At 69.9% G+C, this 13,709-nt stretch carries 13 protein-coding genes and 1 riboswitch; of the genes, 3 read left to right on the top strand and 10 right to left on the bottom strand.

Going from position 1 to position 13,709, the window contains the following annotated elements:
- Positions 1-10: 10 nt before the first annotated feature.
- The 6 genes from QSK32_RS43555 to QSK32_RS43530 form a co-directional block, all read right to left on the bottom strand.
- Positions 11-1,084, bottom strand: coding sequence for a FecCD family ABC transporter permease (locus QSK32_RS43555; protein ID WP_245674347.1), 1,074 nt, complete (start codon positions 1,082-1,084; stop codon positions 11-13).
- Positions 1,085-1,180: 96 nt separating this feature from the next.
- Positions 1,181-1,708, bottom strand: coding sequence for a GNAT family N-acetyltransferase (locus QSK32_RS43550; protein ID WP_285475337.1), 528 nt, complete (start codon positions 1,706-1,708; stop codon positions 1,181-1,183).
- A gap of 20 nt (positions 1,709-1,728) precedes the next feature.
- Positions 1,729-2,724: a ribonucleotide-diphosphate reductase subunit beta gene (locus tag QSK32_RS43545; protein ID WP_045748005.1), complete on the bottom strand. Its 996-nt coding sequence runs from the start codon at positions 2,722-2,724 to the stop codon at positions 1,729-1,731.
- Complete coding sequence (locus QSK32_RS43540) at positions 2,724-5,099, bottom strand: ribonucleoside-diphosphate reductase subunit alpha (protein ID WP_045748004.1); 2,376 nt, start codon at positions 5,097-5,099, stop codon at positions 2,724-2,726. Before QSK32_RS43540 ends, QSK32_RS43545 begins: the two co-directional genes overlap by 1 nt.
- Before the next feature lie 116 nt (positions 5,100-5,215).
- A riboswitch (cobalamin riboswitch) is annotated at positions 5,216-5,424 on the bottom strand.
- Positions 5,425-5,486: 62 nt separating this feature from the next.
- Positions 5,487-5,828 carry a PDGLE domain-containing protein gene (locus tag QSK32_RS43535; RefSeq protein ID WP_045748003.1) on the bottom strand — a complete coding sequence of 114 codons (342 nt, stop codon included), beginning with the start codon at positions 5,826-5,828 and terminating at the stop codon, positions 5,487-5,489.
- Positions 5,825-6,523, bottom strand: a complete 699-nt coding sequence (locus tag QSK32_RS43530; RefSeq protein ID WP_045748002.1) for an energy-coupling factor ABC transporter permease — start codon at positions 6,521-6,523, stop codon at positions 5,825-5,827. The genes QSK32_RS43535 and QSK32_RS43530 overlap by 4 nt, the downstream gene beginning before the upstream one ends.
- Positions 6,524-6,781: 258 nt before the next feature.
- On the opposite strand from QSK32_RS43530, the gene QSK32_RS43525 reads away from it, so the two are divergent.
- Positions 6,782-7,315, top strand: a complete 534-nt coding sequence (locus QSK32_RS43525; protein WP_045748011.1) for an RNA polymerase sigma factor — start codon at positions 6,782-6,784, stop codon at positions 7,313-7,315.
- Positions 7,312-7,899 (top strand): hypothetical protein, encoded by a 588-nt coding sequence (locus QSK32_RS43520; RefSeq protein ID WP_285475336.1) that lies wholly within the window; start codon positions 7,312-7,314, stop codon positions 7,897-7,899. The genes QSK32_RS43525 and QSK32_RS43520 overlap by 4 nt, the downstream gene beginning before the upstream one ends.
- 67 nt (positions 7,900-7,966) lie before the next feature.
- Here QSK32_RS43520 and QSK32_RS43515 read toward each other — a convergent pair whose 3' ends face one another.
- Genes QSK32_RS43515 through QSK32_RS43500 form a run of 4 tightly spaced genes read right to left on the bottom strand, consistent with a single transcriptional unit; the run spans position 7,967 to position 11,287 of the window.
- Complete coding sequence (locus tag QSK32_RS43515) at positions 7,967-8,896, bottom strand: ABC transporter substrate-binding protein (RefSeq protein ID WP_045748000.1); 930 nt, start codon at positions 8,894-8,896, stop codon at positions 7,967-7,969.
- Between the two features lie 14 nt (positions 8,897-8,910).
- Positions 8,911-9,600, bottom strand: a complete 690-nt coding sequence (locus tag QSK32_RS43510) for an ABC transporter permease (protein WP_045747999.1) — start codon at positions 9,598-9,600, stop codon at positions 8,911-8,913.
- A complete protein-coding gene (locus QSK32_RS43505) occupies positions 9,597-10,250 on the bottom strand; it encodes an ABC transporter permease (protein WP_285475335.1) in 654 nt (217 codons plus the stop codon). Before QSK32_RS43505 ends, QSK32_RS43510 begins: the two co-directional genes overlap by 4 nt.
- Positions 10,247-11,287 (bottom strand): ABC transporter ATP-binding protein, encoded by a 1,041-nt coding sequence (locus QSK32_RS43500; protein WP_285475334.1) that lies wholly within the window; start codon positions 11,285-11,287, stop codon positions 10,247-10,249. Before QSK32_RS43500 ends, QSK32_RS43505 begins: the two co-directional genes overlap by 4 nt.
- A 125-nt stretch (positions 11,288-11,412) precedes the next feature.
- On the opposite strand from QSK32_RS43500, the gene QSK32_RS43495 reads away from it, so the two are divergent.
- Positions 11,413-12,867: an aromatic amino acid ammonia-lyase gene (locus QSK32_RS43495; protein ID WP_045747996.1), complete on the top strand. Its 1,455-nt coding sequence runs from the start codon at positions 11,413-11,415 to the stop codon at positions 12,865-12,867.
- Positions 12,868-13,709: the final 842 nt, after the last annotated feature.

Below are 13,709 nucleotides of genomic sequence, written 5' to 3'. Positions count from 1 at the left end.
TGCTGACCTTTCACTGGGCGTGCAGCCGGCGGATCAGGATGAGCAGGAACGGCGCGCCGAGCAGGGCGGTGATGATGCCGATCGGGATCTCCTGCGGCGCCAGCAGCACACGGGCGACGATGTCCGCGGCGACCAGCAGGATCGCTCCCAGGAGCGCGGACACCGGGACCACCCGGACGTGCCGGGCGCCGACCAGGCGGCGGGCCAGGTGCGGGACGACCAGGCCGACGAAGCCGATGCTGCCGGAGGCGGAGACCAGCACCCCGACGCAGAGCGAGACGAGGACCAGCAGGCGCATCCGGAACCGGTCCGGGGAGATGCCGAGGGTGTGCGCGGTCTCGTCGCCGACGGCCAGGGCGTCGAGCTGACGGCCGGTGACGGTCAGGCCGGCGATGGTGGCGACGACGACCGCCGCGCCGAAGCCGAGCAGCGCGTCCCAGCGGGCCAGGCCCAGCGAGCCGAGCAGCCAGAACATCACCGAACGGGACCCCTCGGCGGACCCCGACGCGAAGATCAGGAAGCTGGTCAGGGCGTAGAGGGCGTAGCCGACCGCGACACCCGCGAGCAGCAGTCGCATCGAGGTGACGCGTCCGCCGCTGCGGGCGATCAGGAAGACCAGCAGGCTGGCGGCGAGCGCACCGAGGAAGGCACTGGTGGAGAGGGCGTACTGCCCGAAGCCTGCGCCGGCCCCGAACAGGATGGCCGCCGCGGCGCCGCTGGAGGCGCCGGAGTTGATGCCGAGCAGGTACGGGTCGGCCAGCACGTTGCGGACCATCGCCTGCAGTGCCACACCGCAGACGGCGAGACCCGAACCGGCAAGCATGCCCAGCAGGACGCGCGGAAGCCGCACCTGCCAGACGATGGCCTCCTCCGGCGGCGTCCAGGTGACGTCGCCGAGGCCGGTCAGCTGGTGCCCGATGATCCGGGCGACGGTCGCCGGGCTGATCCCGATCGCCCCGGTGCCGACCGCGACCAGTCCGGTGACCAGCAGGGCGACGATCAGTCCGGCCAGCAGGAGGGTGGTCCGGCGACGCTGGGCCGCGATGCCCAGCACGTCGTCGTGCTTCATCGACGGGGCGCTCACCCGAAACACCCTCTTCTCGTTGTTGCCAAGCTTATGCAACAACGTATCAGCAAGATCAATCGGCGGAAATCCCCGACCGCGTCACAGGCCTCCCCCTCAGGGGTACGCGGAGAGCACGGTCCCGTCGGCGGCGCGTTCGAAGAGGTGCTCCAAGCCGTCCACCTCGTCCCACTGCTCGCCGACCCGGGTGAAGCCGTACCCGGCGATCGTGGCGAGAGAGGCGGTGTTGCCGGGGCTGATACTCGCCCGGACGAGGTGCACCGACGGCTCGGCGGCGGCCCGGGCCAGCAGTTCCCGGACCATCGCCCGCGCGTACCCCCGGCGACGGTGTGCCGGGTCGACGCCGTAACTCAGCTCCACCCGCCCGTCCGCGTCCGGCGGCCCGTGGAAGGCACCCGTCCCCACCACGGTCCCGTCGTCGAGAACCGCGGCGTTCGCCACCCAGCCGTCGGCCGACGGGTCACCGGCGATCTGGTCGAGGCGCATCCGCCACAGCCAGGTCAGATCGTCGGAGGTGAACCAGTCGGTGAGAGCCACCCCCGCCAGCGAACGGGCGGTGACCAGGTCACCGTCGAGCAGGCCTTGCAGAACCGCGGGTGACAGCGGCACCAATCGAATCGTCACCCGCGGATTCTGCCACGTGCTCAGAAGTCGTCGTCGAAGCTGACGGTTCCGGTCACGCCCACCTGATAGGCGGAGACGCGGCGCTCGAAGAAGTTCGACAGCTCCTGGACGTCCTGCAGCTCCATGAAGGCGAACGGGTTCCTGCTGCCGTAGATCGGGGCGATGCCCAGCGCGGCCAGCCGGCGGTCCGCCACATGCTGCAGGTACTCCCGCATGTCGGTCAGCGACATGCCGGAGACGCCCTGTTCGAGCAGGTCCGCGGCGAACTGCACCTCGCACTCGACGGCCTCGGACAGCATGTCGCGGACCTGCTGCTCCATCTCCGCGTCGAACAGGTCGGGCTCCTCGGCGCGGGCCGTGTCGACCACGTCGAACGCGAACGCCATGTGCATGCTCTCGTCGCGGAACACCCAGTTGGTGCCGGACGCGAGTCCCTGCAGGACACCACGGGAGCGCAGGAAGTACACGTACGCGAAAGCGCCGTAGAAGAACAGCCCCTCGATGCACGCGGCAAAGCAGATCACGTTGAGCAGGAAGGCCCGCCGGTCGGCCCGGGTCTGCAGCGACCGCAGTTCGAAGACCGAGTCGATCCACTTGAAGCAGAACTCGGCCTTACGGGCGATCGACGGGATGTTCTCCACCGCCGCGAACGCCTCGAACCGCTCCTGCTCGTCGGGGACGTACGTGTCCAGCAGGTTCAGGTAGAACTGGACGTGCACGGCCTCCTCGAACAGCTGCCGGGACAGGTAGAGCCGGCCTTCGGGCGAGTTGACGTGCTGGTACAGGTTGAGCACCAGGTTGTTCGCCACGATGGTGTCGCCGGTGGCGAAGAACGCGACCAGCCGCGACACCAGGTGCTGTTCGGCGGGCGACAACTTGGCCAGGTCGGCGAGGTCGGAGTGCAGGTCGACCTCCTCCACCGTCCAGGTGTTCTTGATCGCGTCCTTGTAGCGGTCGAAGAAGTGCGGGTACTTCATCGGCCGCAGGGTCAGGTCCATTCCGGGGTCGAGCAGCATTACTGGCAGGCCTCACACGATTCGGGGTTTTCCAGGGAACAAGCCTCAGCGGGCGTCAACGCCGGGATGAGAGAGACGGCCGGTGCCGCGGCAACGGACACCGTCGCCTGCTGAATACGGGTCGCCGGACGCGAGCGCAGGTAGTACGACGTCTTCAGGCCGGTCTTCCACGCGTAGAGATACATGGAGGAGACCTTGTTGATGGTCGGCGCGGCCATGAACAGGTTCAGCGACTGCGACTGGTCGATGTACGGGGCACGCGCCGCCGCCAGGTCGATCAGGGCACGCTGCGGCAGCTCCCACGCGGTCCGGAACAGTTCACGCACGTCCGCCGGGATCTCCTCGATGCCCTGCACCGACCCCTCGGCCCGCTTGATCGCCTCACGGATCGGGGCGGTCCACAGACCGCGGGACTTCAGCTCGCGTACCAGATAGGTGTTGATCTGAAGAAACTCGCCGGACATCGTCTCGCGCTTGAACAGGTTGGACACCTGCGGCTCGATGCACTCGTAGCAGCCCGCGATCGAGGCGATCGTGGCCGTCGGCGCGATCGCCACCAGCAGCGAGTTCCGCAGGCCGTGCGAAGCGATACCGGCGCGAACGGCGTCCCAGCGCGACGTCTGCGACGGCGTGGCGCCCCACAGGTACGGGTGCAGGTCACCGGCCGCGGCCCGGGTCTCGGCGAACGCCGGGTGCGGGCCGGCCACCGAGGCGAGCTGGACCGACGTCTCCAGAGCGGTCAGGAAGATCTCCTCCTGAACGCGCGTCGACAGTTCGCGGGCGGCGGCCGAGTCGAACGGCAGGCCCAGGGTGAAGAACGCGTCCTGCAGGCCCATCAGGCCCAGCCCGACCGGGCGCCAGCGCGGGTTGGACGCCGCAGCCTGCTCCGCCGGGTAGTAGTTGATGTCGATGACCCGGTCCAGGAAGACCACCGCGGTGCGGACGGTGGCCCGCAGCTTCTCCCAGTCCACCCCGTCCGAAGTCACGTGCGCGCCCAGGTTGACCGAGCCCAGGTTGCAGACCGCGGTCTCGGCGTCGTTGTTCACCTCGAGGATCTCGGTGCACAGGTTCGACAGGTGGATGCTGTTGCCGGGCGCGCCCGTCTGGTTCGACAGCGAGTTCGAGCGGTCCTTGAACGTCATCCACCCGTTGCCGGTCTGCGCCAAGGTGCGCATCATCCGGCCGTACAGATCACGGGCCTTGACGGTCTTGACCGCGTTCTTCTCCGCCGCCCGGTAGGCCTCGTCGAACTCACGCCCGAACAGGTCCGGCAGCTCGGGGGCATCGGACGGGTCGATCAGCGACCAGTCGCCGTCCGCCTCGACCCGGCGCATGAACTCGTCCGGAATCCAGTTGGCCAGGTTCAGGTTGTGCGTGCGCCGCGACTCCTCGCCGGTGTTGTCCCGCAGTTCGAGGAACTCCTCGATGTCCGGGTGCCACGGCTCGAGATAGACGCACGCCGCGCCCTTACGCCGGCCGCCCTGGTTGACCGCCGCGACCCCCGCGTCGAGTGTCTTCAGGAACGGGACGATGCCGTTGGACCGGCCGTTGGTGCCGCGGATCAGCGCACCCCGGCCCCGGACCCGGCTCCAGGAGATGCCGATGCCACCGGAGAACTTCGACAGCTTCGCGACCTGGTGGTACCGCTCGTAGATCGAGTCGAGTTCGTCCTTCGGCGAGTCGACGAGGAAGCACGACGACATCTGGGTGTGCCGGGTGCCCGAGTTGAACAGCGTCGGCGAGCTGGGCAGATAGGCCAGCGACGACATCAGGCGGTAGAACCCGACGGCCTCGTCCGCGGTCTCGGACAGTCCGCAGGCCACCCGCATCAGCCAGTGCTGCGGGGTCTCGATGATCGTCCGGCGGGTCGGGTGCCGCAGCAGGTAGCGGTCCGCGACCGTACGCAGGCCGAAGTACTCGAAGCGCAGGTCACCGGCCGGGTCCACGGCCGCGTCGAGCAGCGACGCGTGCGCGGTGACGAACGCCAGGGTCTCGTCGCTGATCAGGCCCTCGGTGTGGCCGAGCCGGATCGACTCGCTGAAGAGGGTGACGCCCTCCTCGGAGACCTCCTTGCTGACGTACGCGGCGAGGAGGCGGGCGGCCAGACGCGAGTACTGCGGCTCCTCGCCGATCAGCTCGGCGGCCGTCTGAATCGACAGTTTGTCCAGCTCGGCGGTGGTAGCCCCGTCGTAGAGACCGCTGATCGTCTTGGTCGCCACCCGCAGCGGGTCGACCTCGTCCAGGTCGGCGACCCACAGCTCGACCGCCGTGACGATCTTGTGGACGTCCACGGGTTCCAGGTCGCCGTTGCGTTTGCGGACCTGCATGCCGTGCCGCCGTTGCTCCGGCACCGCGACTCCCGATGTGACCGTCATGGTCTCTCCCTCATGCCCTCTCGACAGGTCGTCGGGCACGCAGGGGGACGCCGCCGGCACACGGTCACCGGCATGATGGCGTCAGTCGTCCCACGCGACCTCGGACCGCCGCACACGTCGCGTGCGGCGCGCTGGCAGGTCTTCGGACTCGTGGGCACTGACGCTTCCTACCGGCCGTCGCTTCCCAGACCGTGACCGGTCCAGTGCTTCATGACGGCTTTCGTTCCCACTCACCGCTGCGGGGCAGTCCCGGTTTTCCACCGGGTTCCCTGTTGCCTCGGACAGGCCAGAAGAGGCCGCCCGAACCAGCTGCGGGGAACACCATATATGGGTGACCGACCTCCGGCACAACACCAGATGCTGCGCCCGGAGGTCGTGTCGTGAAGATCACCGGGGCGCGCGGCGCCGGACCAGCCAGAACAGTCCGCCACCGACGGCGAACGTGACGAGCACCCCGAGGACACCGGACAGGCCGGTGGCGACGAATTCGTTGTCGATCCCCCGCAGGGCGTAGCCGGCCAGCGGGCTGTCACCCATCTGATGCTCACCCTCCTGCTGGAGCATGCACGTCCCGCCGGTGATCTCGTCGTCGGCGTTGAACGTGCAGCCCTGGCGGGCCGCGTAGTCCAGGCCGTCCGGGCTGCCCGAGGCGAAGTTGCTGACCACCCCGGCGAGCAGCAGCGCGACCAGCAGGCCGCCGGCCAGGAACCATCCGAGTCGCCGGCTCATGCGGGGACCTCCACCTCGGTCGGGGCGGGCTTGCGGAAGCGGCGCAGCGCGTACACCAGGTCGGGACGGACCCGGGCGACGGTCATCACGGTGGTGGCCGCGATCAGGCCCTCGCCGATGCCGATCAGCACGTGCACCCCGGCCATGGTGGCGGCGATGCCGGTCAGCGACAGGTCGGTGGTGCCGCCCAGCGCGTACTCCAGGACGAAGCCCTGCGAGGCGACGACCACACCGACGATCGAGGCGATGAAGGCGGTCACGCCGAGGCCACCGGCGGTGCGGGGCAGGATCCTCAGGAGAAGGGCCACGAGGAGGTACGCGGCCGCGGTCCCGATCAGTGCCATGTTGGTGACGTTGAGCCCGATCGCGGTGAGTCCCCCGTCGGCGAAGAGCAGACACTGGACGATCAGCACGGTCGCCACGCAGAGCGAACCCACCCACGGGCCGACCAGGATCACCGCCAGGGTGCCGCCGAGCAGGTGACCGGAGACACCCGGCAGCACCTGGAAGTTGAGCATCTGCACGGCGAAGATGAACGCCGCGACCAGCCCCGCCATCGGCGCCAGGCGGTCGTCGAGGTCGGCCTTGGCCCGCCACACGCTGACCGCGAGGCCGGCGACCGCTATCACTACGAAGACCATCGAGACGGGACCGTTGACGATCCCGTTGGCGATGTGCATCGCCGTTGTGTCCATGGATGCCCTCCCCAGGCGTGCCCGCCGTCACGCACGGCTCAGCAGCAGCATATTGATAGTCGCCTGCTGTTGCCAAGATCTTGCAACTGCGCGGCGCGGTCGGTGGAGATCGCGTGCGTCACTCCAGCGCCTTCTCAGGTACGCGAGAAGCACCGCACCGGGTGACGCGGGAGCCGGCCGTACCCCGTACCCCCGAAGAAGCGGAAGCGAAAGGCGAAAGAGGAGGGGTGGTGCCGGACATGAAACAGAGTGGACCTCGTGACCTCTGACGACCGCCGGGCGCGGTTCGAGCGCCTGGCGCCGGCCGTGATCGAAGCCGTGCGGCGCTACCTGGCGCGGCGCACCGATCCGGCGACCGCTGACGACGTGCTCTCCGAGACGCTGCTGGTCTGCTGGCGGCGGATGGCGGAGATGCCCCCGGAGCACGTGCCGTGGGCGTACGGGGTGGCCCGGCACTGCCTGGCCAACGCCGAACGCGGGCAGCGCCGGCATCTGCGGCTCGTCGCCCGGATCGGGCTGCTGGACCCGCCGCCGGCGGCCGTCGATCCGCCGGCGTTCGAGGACGACGAGCTGAGCACCGCGATGGCCCGGCTCCGGCTGGCGGACGCCGAGATCCTGCGGCTGTGGGCCTGGGAGGATCTCGCGCCCGCGGCCATCGCGACCGTGCTGGGGATCACCGCGAACGCGGCGAGCATCCGGCTGCACCGGGCGAAACAGCGTCTGCGGGACGAGTTGCGAAAGACCGGCGGCGCCGCCGGACATGAGGAGTCGACAGAGGGGAGCCGGTCATGACCGACGACGACCTGCGCGGACGTCTGCGCCGCACCGACCCGGCGGCGTCCCTGCCACCGATCGCCCCCGATCGCGCCGCACGACTCCTGGAGGAGATCATGACCACTGAGACTCCGGCCCGTCCGTCCGCCGGCCGCTGGGGACTGGCCGCGGCCGCCCTGGTGCTGATCGCGGGCGGCGGCGCGACCTGGGCGCTGACCCGCCCGGAGGCACCGGTGACGGCCCCGGCCATCACGGCCGTCGAGAACCTGTCATTGGCCGGTGACGGCGCCACCAGCAAGTGTGCGGAGCCCACCGCCGAGGTGCTCGCCGCCGAGGCGGACTTCGTCTTCGCCGGGACCGTGACGGCAGTGGTGGACGGCCAGGTCACCCTGGGCGTCGACCGCATCTATCACGGGAAGACCGTGCAGGAGGTCCGGGTGGCGCGGGCCGGCGACGCCTCGGAGCAGATGATGGGCAGCGGCCGGTTCGAGACCGGTGGGAGATATCTGGTGGCGGCCGCCGCCGGCACCGTGATGATCTGCGGGTACAGCGGCGAGGCGTCGACGCCCGGACTGGCCGATCTCTACGAGAAGGCGTTCTAGAAAAAGGCGTTCCAGAAAAAAGCCGCGCCGCCCCCGATCGGCGGGGGCGGCGCGACTCAGAAAACGATCAGACCAGGCCGTTGGCGGTCAGCCAGGCCTTCGCCACGGTGGCGGTGTCCTGCTTGTCCACCTGCACCTTGGCGAGGTACTCGGTCAGGTTCTCGGTGGTCAGCTTGGCCGAGACGCCGTTGAGCGCTCCGGTGACCGTCGCGTTGTTCGACTCGGTGCGGATCAGCGGGATGATGTTCTCCGCCAGGTAGAGGTTCTTGGTGTCCTCCAGCACGACGAACTTGTTCTGCACGATCGACGAGTCGGTGGAGAAGATGTTCGCCACCTGGATGTCGCCACCCTTGAGCGCGTTCACGGTCAGCGGGCCACCGGCGTCCAGCGGCTTGAAATCCTTGAACTCGATGCCGTACAGCTCCTTGAGGCCCTTCAGACCCTGGTAGCGCTCGGCCCACTCCGGTCCGGCGCCGATGACGAGCTGGTTCGCCACCGCCTTCAGGTCGTCGATGGTCTTCAGGTTGTACTTGGCGGCGGTCTCCGCGGTGACCGTCAGGGTGTCCTTGTCCTCGGCGGGCGACTGCTCGAGGACCTCGGTGCCGGCGGGCAGCACCTTCTTGAGCGCGGTGAGCACGTCCTCCGGCTTGCTGACACCCTCGGGGGCGCCACCGGAGGAGAGGGCGGCCAGGAGCGCGCCGTTGTATTCCGGGAGCAGGTCGATCGAGCCGTCCTGCAGCGCCTTCAGGTAGAGCTCACGGGCGCCGATGTTGAACTGGCGGGTGACCGTGACGCCCTTGGCCTCGAGTGCCTGGGAGTAGATCTCACCCAGCAGTTCGCTCTCGGTGAAGTTCGCCGAGCCGACGGTGACGGAGCCGGAATCGCCGGCACCGCCGCTGTCGTTGGCCAGCGGGTCCTCGTCCGCGCCGCAGGCGGCGAGGCTGAGAGCGAGGGCGACGCCGGTGAGCGCGGCGCCGATCTTACGTATCCGGGACATACGGAACCTTCCGATCAGGTGGTGGTGGCGCGCCGGGTGCGGGCGACGGCCCGTCCGGAGAGACCGGGTGACACGATCCAGCGCTGGGTGAGCGCCAGGAGCAGATCGAGCGCCACGGCCAGGACGGCGACGACGATGGCGCCGGCCAGGACACGGGAGTAGTCGTTGACGGACAGGCCGTCGATGAGCAGCCGGCCCAGACCGCCGAGGCCGACCGCGGCGGCGACCGTGGCGGTGGCGACGACCTGCAGCAGGGCGCTGCGGATCCCGCTCATGATCACGGGCAGCGCCATCGGGAACTCGACCCGGGTGAGCACCTGCCAGGGGCGCATCCCCATGCCCTTGGCGGCGTCGACGACGCCGTGGTCGAGGGCACGCATCCCGGCGTAGGTGGTGGTGAGGATGGGCGGGACGACCAACACGGTCAGCGCGATCAGCACCGGCAGCAGGCCCAGCCCGAGCAGGGTCACCATCAGCATCAGCAGTCCCAGGGTGGGCAGCGCGCGACCGGCGTTGCCGGCGTTGATGGCGATGAACGAGCCTCGCCCGGTGTGCCCGATGTACAGGCCGACGGGCAGCGCGATGACCAGGCCGATCAGCAGGGCCAGGGCCGAGTAGCCGAGGTGCGCCAGCAGCAGCTGCGGGAAGCCGCCGGTGGCGTCCGGGTCCCAGTGTTCCGGGTCCAGCAGGTAGGAGAAGTTCACGCCGCGCCTCCGCGCTGGAATCGGGCCCACGGGGTGACCGCGCGCTGGATCAGCACGATGATCAGGTCGGCGAGTCCGGCGAGCAGCACGGACAGGATGATCCCGATCAGGATGGGCTCCATGTAGAACAGCTGGAAGCCCCGGGTGAACAGCTGGCCGAGACCGCCGACACCGATCAGGGTGCCGACGCTGACCAGGCTGATGTTGGAGACGGTGGCCACCCGCAGACCGGCCAGGATGACCGGCATGGCGACCGGCAACTCGACGTCGAGCAGCAGGCGGGTCCGGCGGTAGCCCATCGCGGTGGCGGCCTGGGTGACCGTGGTGTCGACCGAGCGCAGGCCGTCGGCGACGGTCCGGGCCAGCAGCGCCACGGTGTAGATGCTGAGCGCCACCACGATGTTCACCGGCGACAGGACCTTGGTGCCGAGGATCACCGGCAGGAAGAGGAAGAGCGCCAGCGACGGGATCGAGTAGAGCACCCCGCACGTGTTGATCAGCGGGTGGTAGAGCCACGGGAAGCGGACCCCGAGGTAGCCGATCGGCAGCGCGGCCGCGAAGCCGATCAGCACCGGCAGCAGCGCCAGCATGATGTGCTGCTGCAGCGCGGCCAGGACCAACGCCGAGTTGTTCGTCAGGTATTGGATCATGCGCGGGACTCCGCGGCCCGGTCCTCACGCCGGGCCGCCAGGTAGTCGACGAGGTCGTGGTGGCGCACGATGCCGTCGGCCTTGCCGTCCGGGCCGACCCGGACCGCGATGCCGACCGGGGAACTGATCGCCAGATCGGTGACCAGGCGCAGCGTGTCGGAGACGGTGAACACTCCGCCGGTCGCCGCCGTGGTGCCGCCGACCGTCCGCCAGCCCTCCGGACGTCCGGCGTCGTCGAGGACGAGGTCGGCCGCCTCGGCGACCGGGCGGACCGGCACCTTGGCGGCGGTGTCGAAGGAGAGGCTGCGCAGGCCGCGGTCCCGGCCGACGAACTCGGCCACGAACTCGTCGGCCGGCTCCTCCAGCAGCTGCTGGGGGGTGCCGAACTGGGCGAGGTGACCGCCCTGGCGGAAGACGGCGACCATGTCACCGAGCTTGATCGCCTCGTCGATGTCGTGCGTGACCATGGCGATGGTCTTACCCAGATCCTGCTGCAACCGCAGGAATTCGCGGTGAAGCTGCTCACGGACCACCGGGTCGACGGCGCTGAACGGCTCGTCCATCAGCATCACCGGCGGGTCGGCGGCGAGCGCCCGGGCCACACCGACGCGCTGCTGCTGGCCGCCGGAGAGCTGCGCCGGGTAACGCTTGGCGAAGTCCTCGGAGAGGCCGACCCGCTCGAGCAGCTCGAGCGCGGCCTTGCGAGCCTCCCGCCGGGTACGCCCCAGCAGCATCGGCACGGTCGCGACGTTGTCCAGGACGGTCCGGTGCGGGAAAAGCCCGGCGTGCTGGATGACGTAGCCGATGCCACGCCGCAGCAGGGCCTCGTCCTGACTCGCGACATCCTGCCCGTCGATCAGCACCCGGCCCGAGGTCGGGGTGACCATCCGGTTGATCATCCGGAGGGAGGTGGTCTTGCCACAGCCGGACGGACCGACCAGAACGGTCATCTTCCCGGTCGGCAGTTCGATGGAGAGGTGGTCGACTGCCGTGCTGCCGCCGGGATAGACCTTGACGACGTCGTCGAATGTGATCATGGTGCTCCTGGCGCTGGCGGGCGATCTTCTGAATACTGATATTCATACTCGCCCGGTAGTGAATAACATGTCAACGCCCGGTGCGAGCCCTTTACGGTCCGGTAACACGCGTGCTGGGAGGCACCATGCAGGCAGATGGCATCCCCGAGGCCGTCCGTCTCGACGGTCGGACGCTGACGATCGCGGGCCTCGTCGCGGTCGCCGACGGCACCGCCGCGATCTCCGTGGACCCGACGGCACTGGACCTGGTCAATACCCGTCACGCTCTTCTGCACACCGCCCGTACCCGGGGAGCAGTCTACGGGGCCAACACCGGGGTCGGGGCCAACCGTAACGAGCGCACCACCGAGGAGACCGGCCCGTCCGAACACGGATTACGTCTGCTACGGAGCCACTGCGCCGGCGTCGGCCCGGAGGAGGACGACGTCACCGCCCGGGCGGCCATGGCGGTCCGCCTCAACCAGATCCTGGCCGGCGGCTCCGGCGTCTCCCGGCGCATCGCCGAGGCCCTGGCCACCGCCCTCGACGACGGCGCCGTCCCGACCATCCACCCGTGGGGCGCGATCGGCACCGGCGACCTCTCCGCCCTGGCCGAACTCGGGCTCACCCTGGCCGGCGAACGCCCCTGGCGGTACGGCCGCGGCCCGGTCACCACGATCGAGGCCACCGACGCCCTCCCGATGATCAGTTCCAGCGCGGTCACCGTCGCCACCGCAGCCCTCGCCCTGCACCGGGTGGAGAACCTGCTCCGCGCCTCGGTGGCAGTGGCCGCCCTCTCCTTCCTGGCGCTGCGCGGCAACCCGGAGGCGTACGACCCGATCGTCCACGAGGCCCGGCCGCACCCGTTCCAGGTCGACGTCGCGGCGAAACTACGCGCCATCGTCGACGGCTGCGGGCCGGCGCTACGCATCCAGGACCCGTTCGGCCTGCGGGTCCTCCCCCAGGTCACCGCGCCGGCCCTGAGCGCCGCGCACGGACTCCACGAGGTGCTCACCGCCGAACTCAACGCCTCCGCCGAGAACCCGCTGGTCACCGCGGACGGAGTCCGCCATCACGGACAGTTCCACACCGCCACCCTGGCGACCAGCCTGGACCAGGTCCGCGGCGCCTTCCTGCCGGTACTGTCGCTGTCGACGGCCCGCCTCGGCCTACTCATGCGCCCCGACCTCACCGGCCTGCGCGCCTTCCTCGCCGACGGGCCGGCCGCCAGCTCCGGCCTCATGATCAGCGAGTACGTGGTCCAGGACCTGCTCACCCAGATCCGAGTCGGCATGCAGCCGACCGCGGCCGGCACCCTGTCCATCTCCCTGGGCCTGGAGGAGCACGCCAGCTTCGCCACCCAGGGCGCCCGCTCGCTGCGCACGATGACCCGCCTGGCCCCGACGATGATCGCCGCCGAACTGGTCGCGGCGGTCCGGGCACTGCGGATGGCACCGGGCCGGCTTCCCGACGGGCCGGCCCGCGAACTGTTCGACATCGCGGACAAGGCGATCAGCGAGGGCAATGACGACCGGCCGCTCGGCGCCGACCTGGACCAGGCCGCCTTCGTCCTGCCCACGCTGGGCGACGCGATCTCCTGACATTCCGGGTACGCCGTGAGGTGCTGCCCCCTACCGGACCAGCGCGTTTCCGCCCTCGCGCCCCGCCCTCGCGCCCCGCCCTCGCGCCCCGCCCCCGCGGTCAGCCTCGCGTCCCACCCCGCGGTCAGCCTCGGTGAATCGGCGGCCGGCGGGCGCCGCCGTTCGCGGAGTCCTTCACCCGGCGTCGCGACAGTCCGCTTCAAGGAACGCCGCGGGGCACCGGCCAGAAGCCGCAGACGACGGCCGCGGTGACCGAAGCGACCACAGGCGACGGCCGCAGTGACCGAAGCGACCACAGGCGACGGCCGGGTGCCCCCGAGCCGTCGCCGACGGCTGATTCCCACCCTCCCGAACAGCCGCAGCCGACGGCCCGACCGACCCGGCCGTCAGCGGCGGCCCATCCACGAGCCGAAAACAACCGTGACCGACGGCCGGCAATCTCACCATGCCACCCAGCCCAAGTTGACCTTGGACGTGACCCCGCACTGCGACAAACGGCTGAGCCGCGCTGATGCGACCACCACCACCGCCAACGCCACCGGCCACCGGCCGACGACCGACGACCGACGACCGACGACCATAGGATCGCGTAGTTACTGGTCACGGCGTTGATCAACTTAAGCTAAGCGGCATTGGGCGCTCCGAACCGCCACCGGCCGCCATCCGAGGGCGCGGGACGACCAGGACAAACCATGACCTTGGCGAGCTGACCGCCCTTACGGCATACCAACGCACCAAGATCGCCGTCGCTGGTCGCCCCCGCAGGCCGCCCCGCAGGTCACCGCCGTAGGCCGCCCCGTAGACCCCCCGCAGGTCACCGCCGTCGACGGTGGGCTTTGGGC

Source organism: Actinoplanes sp. NBRC 101535, assembly GCF_030269225.1.
GTDB classification, from domain to species: Bacteria; Actinomycetota; Actinomycetes; order Mycobacteriales; family Micromonosporaceae; genus Actinoplanes; species Actinoplanes rectilineatus.
Note: the sequence above shows the minus strand (reverse complement) of the source record. Positions and strands in the feature narration are given on the sequence as shown.

What these genes read in the sequence shown, in the direction of transcription:
- QSK32_RS43545 (WP_045748005.1), bottom strand. Translation starts at nt 2,724, where the DNA reads ATGCTGCTCGACCCCGGAATGGACCTGACCCTGCGGCCGATGAAGTAC.
- QSK32_RS43500 (WP_285475334.1), bottom strand. Translation starts at nt 11,287, where the DNA reads ATGATCACATTCGACGACGTCGTCAAGGTCTATCCCGGCGGCAGCACG.
- QSK32_RS43520 (WP_285475336.1), top strand. Translation starts at nt 7,312, where the DNA reads ATGACCGACGACGACCTGCGCGGACGTCTGCGCCGCACCGACCCGGCG.
- QSK32_RS43540 (WP_045748004.1), bottom strand. Translation starts at nt 5,099, where the DNA reads ATGACGGTCACATCGGGAGTCGCGGTGCCGGAGCAACGGCGGCACGGC.
- QSK32_RS43535 (WP_045748003.1), bottom strand. Translation starts at nt 5,828, where the DNA reads ATGAGCCGGCGACTCGGATGGTTCCTGGCCGGCGGCCTGCTGGTCGCG.
- QSK32_RS43530 (WP_045748002.1), bottom strand. Translation starts at nt 6,523, where the DNA reads ATGGACACAACGGCGATGCACATCGCCAACGGGATCGTCAACGGTCCC.
- QSK32_RS43515 (WP_045748000.1), bottom strand. Translation starts at nt 8,896, where the DNA reads ATGTCCCGGATACGTAAGATCGGCGCCGCGCTCACCGGCGTCGCCCTC.
- QSK32_RS43495 (WP_045747996.1), top strand. Translation starts at nt 11,413, where the DNA reads ATGCAGGCAGATGGCATCCCCGAGGCCGTCCGTCTCGACGGTCGGACG.
- QSK32_RS43505 (WP_285475335.1), bottom strand. Translation starts at nt 10,250, where the DNA reads ATGATCCAATACCTGACGAACAACTCGGCGTTGGTCCTGGCCGCGCTG.